6 protein-coding genes are annotated in these 10,288 nt (G+C 43.8%); all 6 read right to left on the bottom strand.

Translation table 11 applies throughout. From position 1 onward, the window contains the following. Nucleotides 1-117: 117 nt before the first annotated feature. The gene (dnaJ, locus tag ACTNES_RS09075) at nt 118-1,302 is read right to left on the bottom strand and encodes a molecular chaperone DnaJ (protein WP_291808592.1); all 1,185 of its coding nucleotides are present in this window, start codon (nt 1,300-1,302) and stop codon (nt 118-120) included. A 25-nt stretch (nt 1,303-1,327) separates the two neighbouring features. Further along, nucleotides 1,328-3,208, bottom strand: coding sequence for a molecular chaperone DnaK (dnaK, locus tag ACTNES_RS09080; RefSeq protein ID WP_441039141.1), 1,881 nt, complete (start codon nt 3,206-3,208; stop codon nt 1,328-1,330). 60 nt (nt 3,209-3,268) lie between these two features. Continuing rightward, nucleotides 3,269-3,913, bottom strand: a complete 645-nt coding sequence (grpE, locus tag ACTNES_RS09085) for a nucleotide exchange factor GrpE (RefSeq protein WP_441039142.1) — start codon at nt 3,911-3,913, stop codon at nt 3,269-3,271. Nucleotides 3,914-3,930: 17 nt separating this feature from the next. Further along, the gene (gene hrcA / locus ACTNES_RS09090) at nt 3,931-4,971 is read right to left on the bottom strand and encodes a heat-inducible transcriptional repressor HrcA (RefSeq protein WP_008707388.1); all 1,041 of its coding nucleotides are present in this window, start codon (nt 4,969-4,971) and stop codon (nt 3,931-3,933) included. Nucleotides 4,972-5,618: 647 nt separating this feature from the next. Continuing rightward, nucleotides 5,619-7,607: an excinuclease ABC subunit UvrB gene (gene uvrB, locus ACTNES_RS09095; RefSeq protein WP_008707386.1), complete on the bottom strand. Its 1,989-nt coding sequence runs from the start codon at nt 7,605-7,607 to the stop codon at nt 5,619-5,621. A gap of 389 nt (nt 7,608-7,996) precedes the next feature. Further along, nucleotides 7,997-10,288, bottom strand: a 2,292-nt coding sequence (locus tag ACTNES_RS09100; protein WP_441039143.1) for an ATP-binding protein, incomplete at its 5' end; no start/stop codon positions are given.

Genomic DNA, 10,288 nt, shown 5'->3' on the forward strand with positions numbered 1-10,288 from the left:
GTTATCTTTCAATATACACGACCACGCAAAAAAAGAAAAGAGGTTTGCCCTCTTTTCTTTAATTTTCTTTTATATTTCTGAACTTTTATAGAAGTCCAACTCTTAGATCTGTAAGGATCAGTCTTCAAAAGTCTCTTTTAATTTATCCATGAAGCTCTTTTTCTTCTTCTCAGATTTCTCTGTTCCTTCAGAAGATTCTTTCGGGCGGTTGCCGCATGCTTCGTCAAATTTACGCAGTGCTTCTTTTGCTTCTTCGTTGAGGTTTGCAGGAACCTGAACAACGAAAGTTACATAGTGATCTCCACGTACATTCTTGTTTCTCAGTGATGGCACACCTTTTCCTTTCAGACGGATTCTTGTATCTGTCTGAGTCCCCGGTTTCACTTCATATTCCACTTCTCCGTCCACCGTATTGATACGTACAGTACCGCCCAGTGCAGCCTGCGCGTATGTAAGAGGCGCAGTAGAGAAGATATTCATATCCTGTCTCTGGAAAATCGGATGACGTGCAACATTTACCTCTACAAGCAGATCGCCTCTCGGTCCTCCGTTTGTACCTGGTTCACCTTTCTCACGAATACGGATGCTCTGACCATTGTCAATACCTGCAGGTACAGATACCTGAATCTTCTTTCTGGAAGAAGTATATCCGGTTCCACGGCAGGAGGTACATTTGTCCTTAATAATCTTACCTGTTCCGTGACAGTCCGGACAAGTCTGTACATTACGCACCATTCCAAACATGGACTGCTGTGTATATACGACCTGACCTTCACCGTTACATTTCGGACAGGTTGTCGGGGAAGTACCTGGTTTCGCACCTGTTCCGTGGCAGGTGGTACATTCGTCTTTCAGTACGATCTCCAGTTCCTTTTCACAGCCAAAGACAGCTTCTTCAAAAGTAATATTTACGCGTGCACGAAGGTTTGCTCCCTTCATCGGACCATTATTGGCACGTCTGCTTCTGCCACCGCCCCCAAATAAATCACCGAAAATGTCGCCGAAGATATCACCCATGTCAGCACCATTGAAGTCAAAACCTCCGAAGCCGCCGCCAGCACCGCCACCGCCGTTTTCAAATGCTGCATGACCAAACTGGTCATACTGTCTTCTCTTATCCGGATCACTTAAGATGGTGTAAGCTTCTGTTGCTTCTTTAAATTTCGCCTCAGCCTCTTTATCACCCGGATTTACATCCGGGTGATACTTTTTGGCTAACTTACGATATGCTTTTTTAAGTGTTGCGTCATCGGCGCTTTTGTCCACGCCTAAGACTTCATAATAATCTCTCTTATCAGCCATGATTTATTTATTCCTATGCTCTATATTAAACTTCTTTGTAGTCAGCATCTACAACATCATCATCGTTGCTGCTTCCTGCATTTGTGTTTCCTGCTCCGCCCATGTTGCTCATGTCCGGACCAGCCTGGCCGCCTGCCTGCTGTGTCTGCTCATACATCTTAGCGAACAGTTTCTGAGCACTTTCCATCATCTTCTCCTGAGCAGCTTTAATATCAGCTACCTGAGAGTCTGTCATCTCTTCTGCGTTTGCAGTCTGGGACAGTAAGTCTTTCAGTGCATTCAGGTCTGCTTCTACAGCAGCTTTATCGTTAGCATCGATCTTGTCGCCAGCTTCTTTCAGTGCATTCTCAACCTGGAATACCATGGAATCAGCATTGTTTCTTGTATCGATTGCTTCTTTACGTTTCTTATCCTGTGCTTCGAACTCAGCAGCTTCTTTAACTGCTTTGTCGATATCGGAATCAGACATGTTAGAACCAGCTGTGATTGTGATGTGCTGTTCTTTACCTGTTCCAAGATCCTTAGCGGATACATTCACGATACCGTTTGCGTCGATATCGAATGTAACTTCGATCTGCGGAACACCACGACGTGCTGGTGGGATTCCATCCAGACGGAACTGACCAAGGGATTTGTTGTCTTTCGCGAACTGACGCTCACCCTGTACAACGTTGATATCTACTGCTGTCTGGTTGTCTGCTGCTGTTGAGAAAATCTGGCTCTTTCTTGTAGGAATAGTTGTATTTCTCTCGATCAGTCTTGTTGCGATACCACCCATTGTCTCAATGGACAGTGACAGTGGAGTAACATCCAGAAGAAGGATATCGCCTGCGCCTGCATCACCTGCAAGTTTACCACCCTGGATAGAAGCACCAAGTGCTACACACTCATCCGGGTTCAGGTTCTTGCTTGGCTCTTTGCCTGTTAACTGTCTTACTTTATCCTGTACAGCCGGGATACGTGAAGATCCACCAACCAGAAGTACCTGACCAAGTTCAGATGCTGTGATACCTGCATCGGAAAGTGCGCGACGTACCGGATCAGCTGTCATTTCTACTAAGTCATGTGTTAATTCATCGAATTTAGCTCTTGTAAGGTTCATATCGAAATGTTTCGGACCTTCTGCTGTAGCTGTAATGAATGGCAGGTTGATGTTTGTAGTTGTTGCGGAAGAAAGTTCTTTCTTAGCTTTCTCTGCAGCTTCTTTTAATCTCTGAAGTGCCATCTTATCATTGCTTAAGTCAACACCTTCTGCTTTCTTGAATTCTGAAAGCATATAATCTGTGATCTTCTGGTCGAAGTCATCACCACCAAGACGGTTGTTACCGGCTGTGGAAAGAACCTCAATAACGCCATCACCGATTTCAATGATAGATACATCGAATGTACCACCACCTAAGTCGTATACCATGATCTTCTGTTCTTTTTCATTATCAAGGCCATAAGCAAGAGCTGCTGCTGTAGGCTCGTTAATGATACGTTTTACTTCAAGACCAGCGATCTTACCGGCATCTTTTGTTGCCTGACGCTGAGCATCGTTGAAATATGCAGGAACTGTGATAACTGCTTCTGTAACTTTCTCACCGAGGTATCCTTCTGCATCTTTTTTCAGTTTCTGAAGAATCATAGCGGAAATTTCCTGTGGGGAATATTTCTTGTCGTCGATTGTTACACGGTAGTCAGTACCCATCTCTCTTTTAATGGAAGAGATTGTTCTCTCTGCGTTTGTTACTGCCTGACGTTTTGCAGGTTCACCTACAAGACGTTCTCCTGTTTTTGTGAAAGCGACAACAGATGGTGTTGTTCTTGCGCCTTCTGTATTTGCAATAACTGTTGGCTGTCCACCTTCCATTACGGCTACACAGCTGTTTGTTGTACCTAAGTCAATACCAATAATTTTTCCCATAATCTTGTTCCTCCTGTTTATTTTCAACTAGATTTGATATATTCTATATTTTCATGTAAATTAGTTGGCTACTTTTACCATACTGTGACGGACTACGAAATCCTTGTAAGTGTAGCCCTTCTGGAATTCTTCTACCACAATATTCTCACCGGCTTCTTCGTCCTCCACATGCATTACTGCGTTATGGAAGTTCGGATCAAATTCCTTACCGACTGCCTCGATTGGTTTCACACCCAGCTCATCCAATGTTGTGATCAGCTGTTTGTAGATCATCTTCATGCCATCCGCGAAAGAATCTCCTTCAGGTGCCTGTGCAAGGCCTCTTTCGAAGTTATCCACAACCGGAAGGATTTTCTCAACGATATCCTTGGCTCCGATGATGTACATGCTGGATTTCTCTTTCTCCGTTCTCTTACGGAAGTTATCAAATTCAGCCATGTTTCGTTTCAGTCTGTCTGTCAGATCTTCGATCTGCTGTTCAAATTTATCTTTTTCTTTTTTCTTCTTACCGAAGAAAGAAGTTTTTGATTTGCTGTCTTTCTTGTCATCCTGGGAAGCTTCCTCGTCTCCATCCTCTACCGGGATTTCTTCTGCTTCTTCTTCACCATTCTCTACAACTTCAGGTTCATCCTCAACAGTTTCTTCTGTTACAGGAGTCTCTGTTGTTTCTTCCTCCAAAGCTGTGTTCTTTGTTTCTTCTGACACTCTCTATTACCGCCTTTCTAACTCTCTTTCTTAATCAGTTCGTCCAGCTGGACTTTCAAAGCCTTCAGGCTGTCAACTACATTTGCATAATCCATACGCTTCGGACCGATGATACCAATGGTACCATGCATTCCTTTTCCAAGTTCGTAAGTGGCTGTCACCACACTGCAGTCTTTCATGGTTTGCACCGGCATCTCATCACCAATGTACACCTGAATTCCTGTGTTCTCGGTATCAGACATTCTCTCTTTCACCAGATCTACCAGATCCTGCTTCTCTTCAAATGCTGAGATCAGCTCACTTGCTTTACTTGTATCTGCAAGCTCCGGATATTTGAAAATGTTTGTTGCTCCTGAAGTATATATCTGCATATCGTCTTCGTCTACCTGGATGGTGTCTGCCACTGCATCAAGGACTGTGCCAACCACAGAGCCATGTACACCTGCCTGTTCTTTCAGGCGGGCGATCATTCCCAGGTTGATATCCTGAATGGGCACCCCATTTAAGTTGGTGTTAAGAAGAAGATTTAATTTCAGGATTGTCTGATCGTCCATCTCCTCATCCAGATTGATGATCTGGTTTCGGATGACATTGTTATCACTCACTACTACTGCTACAAGCTGAAGGGGTGTTACGCGGGAAAGCTGGATGAATTTAATCTTGCTTCCGCTGTACTGTGGAACAGAGATCATGGTTGCATAGTTGGTATTGGAGGCCAGTACCTTTGCTACCTGCTTCAGCATTTTATCCAGTTTGTCAGTTTTCTCTATCATGAGATCCTTGATTTCCTGAACCTCTGATTCCTTTTCTTTCATCAGCTCGTCTACGTAGAGGCGATAACCTTTATCAGAAGGAATTCTTCCGGCTGAGGTGTGGGGCTGTACGATATATCCCATATCTGTCAGGTCTGACATCTCATTCCGGATGGTGGCAGAGCTTACATTTAAATCTGCAAACTTGGAAATGGTCCGGGAACCCACCGGTTCGCCTGTTTCCATGTAGGTTTTGATGATGGCTTTTAGTATTTTCTTTTTACGATCATCTAATTCCTGATCCATGAAATTCCACTCCTTTACTGCCTTTGTTTTTTGGTTTGTTAGCACTCATGTTTTAGGAGTGCTAACACCTTATGCTCATAAGATAGCACTCTTGATTTGGTTTGTCAATATTATTTTGTGAATTTTTTGTTATTTTATGAACAATAGGGGGTATTGGAACGTGTTATGAAAAGGGGACGCGGGGAGAAATTATTGATATTGTGTGCGGTTTCGGACGCTAAGAGATACTAAGTCTGCAGAAATCTGCTAAAGGCATGAGCCGGCTTGTCAAACTCGCTCCGTCGCAGACTCCGCTCAGACAGGTGATGCAGCCGGCTCATAACGCAGATTTCTGCAGACTAAGTATCTCTAAGCATCCTGCAAATGCACACAATATCAATAATTTCTCCCCGCTGGCTGTTCAGGACGATTATACAGGCGGGGCTCTCGCCTGGGAGGCGAATCGCCTCTTCTATAGCAATCCTTGTAAATAATGCATTTAAGACAGTTCAGCAAAGTGTGAAAGACAAGGAAGATATCTGACGCAGGATTTCACACTCTGATGGGCTAGATTAAGATACATTATTTTAGAGGATTGCTATAGAATAACTATATCACTTGCTTGTCTTCAAATTCGATTACACAGACGAAAAAGACTCAGTAGAGCACTATTTATCTAAAATATCCAGATTCTTTTTCAGATCGATCATTTTATCACGTAGTTCGGCGGCCTGTTCGAAGTTGAGATCTGCGGCTGCGGCGCGCATTTGTTTTTCTACCTGGGCGATGAGTTTGGTGAGTTCTTTACGGGTCATGGACTCTGGGTCTTTCTGGAGTCGGACTTCGGTTTCGGCTACTGCTTTGGATACGGCGATGAGGTCGCGGACTGCTTTTTTGATAGTAGTCGGAGTGATTCCGTGTTCTTTGTTGTAGGCTTCCTGGATGGTTCGGCGGCGGTTGGTTTCGGTGATGGCTTTGTGCATGGAATCGGTCATGTTGTCTGCGTACATGATTACATGGCCTTCACTGTTTCGGGCAGCTCGTCCGATGGTCTGGATGAGGGAGGTTTCGGAACGGAGGAAACCTTCTTTGTCTGCATCCAGGATTGCTACCAGGGTGATTTCCGGAATGTCCAGGCCTTCTCGAAGGAGGTTGATTCCTACCAGAACATCAAAAACATCCAGACGCATATCCCGAATGATGCGGGCACGCTCTAAGGTATCGATATCGGAATGGAGGTAACGGACTCGGATTCCTACTTCTTTCATATATTCTGTCAGGTCTTCTGCCATTCGTTTGGTGAGAGTGGTGATCAGGATTTTGTGTTTCTTTGACACTTCTTTGTTTACTTCCCCGATCAGGTCGTCAATCTGTCCTTCAATGGGGCGGACTTCTACTTTCGGATCCAGAAGTCCGGTTGGACGAATGATCTGTTCTGCACGGAGGAGTTCATGATCATACTCATATTGTCCCGGAGTGGCGGATACAAACATGACCTGATCCAGTTTGGATTCGAATTCTTCGAAGCTTAAGGGGCGGTTATCTTTGGCTGAAGGAAGCCGGAATCCGTAGTCTACCAGTGTCTGCTTCCTGCTCTGGTCACCGGCGTACATTCCTCCTACCTGAGGTACTGTGATATGAGATTCATCTATAATAAGTAAGAAGTCATCTCCAAAATAGTCCAGCAGTGTGTATGGTGGCTGTCCGGGCTTTAATCCTGACAGATGTCTGGAATAATTTTCGATTCCTGAACAGAATCCGGTTTCTTTCATCATTTCAATGTCGAAATTGGTGCGTTCTGAGATTCGCTGGGCTTCCAGAAGCTTGTCTTCACTTTTGAAATACTCTACACGTTCTTTTAATTCTTCTTCTATTGCTACAGCTGCTCTCTGAATCTGTTCTGCTGGCACTACATAGTGGGATGCAGGGAAGATGCTGATATGAGAACGCTGGCATTTGATTTCTCCTGTCAGTACATCAATTTCTGAAATACGGTCGATCTCATCTCCGAAAAATTCTACTCTCACGGCTGTATCGGAGCTGTTGGCAGGAAAAATTTCCAGGGTATCTCCACGGACACGGAAGGTGCTTCGGTGGAAGTCCATCTCATTTCTGGTGTACTGAATGTCGATCAGTTCCCGGATTACCTCATCCCGGTCTTTGGTCATTCCCGGACGCAGGGAAATCATCATGTCAAAGAATTCCTGAGGGGAACCCAATCCGTAGATACAGGAAACGGAGGAAATGACCACTACGTCTTTCCGCTCTGACATTGCGGCTGTGGCAGAGAGACGGAGTTTGTCAATCTCGTCATTGATGGAGGAATCTTTGGCAATATAGGTGTCTGAAGACGGGACATAAGCCTCCGGCTGATAGTAGTCATAATAGGAGACAAAATATTCCACTGCGTTCTCAGGGAAGAATTCTTTCATCTCACCGTAAAGCTGCGCCGCGAGAGTTTTATTGTGGGCGAGGATGAGGGTTGGTTTGTTTAGCTGGGCGATGACGTTCGCCATGGTAAATGTCTTGCCGGAACCGGTGACACCCAGTAAAGTTTCGAACTGGTTGCCTTCTTTAAAGCCTCTGACCAGACGTTCAATTGCCTGAGGCTGATCGCCAGTTGGCTTGTACTCGGAATGCAATTCAAAATGATCCATAATATTCTCCTGTTTTAATCAAATTTCACTTATCAAAAATTGAAATATGTTTAATATGGTTATATTTTCAGTATATCATCTCATATAAAAAAAGTACAGAGCAAGCGAATACCTGTTCTGCACTTTATATGTTTTCTAGTTACTGTTCACACACCACTATCCCGCGAGGTGTTTTGGCATGAATATGCCAAAATCCCGAGACATACAAGCCAAAATTCCATTGCCGCAGGCAATCTGGAATGAATTTTGGCTACGTTACTGAGAACGGATTCAATATTCCTTTTGTTTTTCAAGCTGCTCCATACAAAACTACCCCTTCTTTATGAATATTGGAATAAAATGGATAGTTCACAATCCACTTATTCAAGCGGATAAGATTATCCGCTTCGCTACCTGCTCAAAACCCCACAAATGGTCTTCTCAACTTTTTCTGCATCAACAGGCTTTGCAATATGTCCGTTCATTCCTTTTGCCAGTGCCTTTTTTCTGTCTTCCTCAAAGGCATTGGCTGTCATGGCTATGATCGGAATAGTGGCTTTACTTTTATCTGACAGTCCTCGGATCATCTCTGTTGCCCTGTAGCCATCCATGTTCGGCATCTGGATATCCATAAGGATCAGGTCATAGGTGCCTGCCGGAGACTGTTCTATCCTTGACACACATTGAACTCCATCCTCAACACGGTCAACCATAAGTCCCATATCCTCCAGAATAAACTCTGCGATTTCCGCATTCAGATCATTATCCTCGGCAAGCAAAATATGTTTTCCGCTGATTCTGTCTGTTTCATCCATATCTGAAGATTTTTCCGTATCCTGTTCATAGTAGCTCTTATCAGCAATCCTGTATTCCAGAGTAACTGTAAATTTGCTTCCTTCTCCCAGCTTACTTTCTACTTCAATGGTTCCGCCCATCATATCAATATACTTCTTTATGATCGGCATTCCCAGACCTGTTCCCGCAACCTTTCCGGCTGTTGTATTGCGTTCTCTGGCAAAAGCATCAAAGAGGAATGGCAGGAATTCTTCGCTCATACCGATACCTGTATCAATTACCTGAGTCCGTATCCGCACATAGTCTTCCCTGTCACAGTCAAGCTCTGTGATCCTTATGGTAACCCTTCCCCCTGAAGCTGTATATTTTACCGCATTACTGATCAGATTGAGGAAAATTTCCCTGTTCTTCGTCTCATCGCAGATTACGTGCTCATGCTTGACATCGTATTCCATCTTAAGGTGAATACCTTTTTTCTCCGCTTCCGCCTGGAAAATTTTGTAAATTCCCTGATAAATATCTCTGATCTTCACATAATCTTCATCCAGTTCCACCTTACCGCTTTCAATCCGGGCCATGTCCAGCACATTATTGATAATAGACAGCAGCAGATTTCCGGACTGTTCCATCTTCTCCTGATAATCCAGAAGCTTGGGATCAGTCAATTCCCTTTTCATCAGCTCACTGTATCCCAGCAGGGCATTCATGGGTGTCCGGATATCGTGAGACATATTGAAAAGGAAATCTGATTTGGCGGCATTGGCCTTTTCTGCCTGAATCTGGGCTTTTCTCGCTTGTATCAGCAGATAAACTATAATCCACACAATAATCAAGACCACACTTACAAACCAAATGGAAACTACCCGCAGATTATCCTTTATGTATTCTGCCAGAGTAACCTTGCCAGGTGCGTTTTCATATACGCAAAACTGACTGGAAAGTCTGGAAGCAGGCAGAGTCTGAATGGTTTTGTTCAGGATATTCATTAATGTTGTGTTTTCCCTGGTGACCGCAAAGCAGGAAGCGCCGGATTTCGTAAGAAAAATACTGCGCATTTTGCTGTCCTCCAGTGTCTTTAATGACTGTCCTGCCTTCGCAACAAAGCAGTCTGCCTCTCCACTTTGAACTGCTTTATCGGCCTCAGCAGATGAGTCATATTCCTTTATTTTCCAGAAAGGATAGTTAAAAGAAATATACCACTTCCCCAGCAGGTTATTCCTGCTCACTGCTACTGTATTCTCTTTATTTTCATCAAACTTCTTAACACCGGTGAGTACTGCAACATTGACTTCAAAAACAGTATTTGACAATATAACATCGTTTTGCTCAGCTTCATATGGATTCTGATTCATATGAAAAATCATATCAATCCTGCTATCCTTTAATGCCTGCAGCTCTTCCTCCTGAGAATCAAAGCCTGTCAACTGAAATTCTATGTTTTTTTCTCCCAGACAGCCAGAAGCCAGACTAATATAATCGTTAATAATTCCTACCGGTTTCTCTGACTCCGTATCCACAAGGCTGATACCCACATCATTTTTCAGATATCCAATCCGGACCGCCCCATGCTGTTCCAGCCAGTTCTGTTCCTCATCCGTAAGAGTTTCAAGGGAATTTGCAGAGAGATACCTTTTATAAAGATCGTCTGTATAAAAAGGATTCTCCCTCTCTATCTTCTGCATTACCTGATCCAGCTCTTCTTTCAAATCCGGGCGTTTTTTGCTGACTGCAAAATAATTATAGGAGCCACCAATCAGAATAGCTGGTGAAATATCGTCTCTTTCCCACTGTGGAGATTCATTTAAAACAAATCCGTCAATTTCATGATTTTTCAATTTCTGACGAACATCATCTGCACCGGTAATATCAACCTGCTGCGTGTTTACTCCATGACTTTTCTCCCACTC

The sequence above is a fragment of the Blautia sp. HCP3S3_D9 genome, from assembly GCF_052063845.1.
In the GTDB taxonomy this organism is placed as follows: Bacteria; Bacillota; Clostridia; order Lachnospirales; family Lachnospiraceae; genus Blautia_A.

Coding starts and splice junctions, on each gene's coding strand:
- dnaJ (WP_291808592.1), bottom strand. CDS start 1,302: ATGGCTGATAAGAGAGATTATTATGAAGTCTTAGGCGTGGACAAAAGC.
- dnaK (WP_441039141.1), bottom strand. CDS start 3,208: ATGGGAAAAATTATTGGTATTGACTTAGGTACAACAAACAGCTGTGTA.
- hrcA (WP_008707388.1), bottom strand. CDS start 4,971: ATGGATCAGGAATTAGATGATCGTAAAAAGAAAATACTAAAAGCCATC.
- uvrB (WP_008707386.1), bottom strand. CDS start 7,607: ATGGATCATTTTGAATTGCATTCCGAGTACAAGCCAACTGGCGATCAG.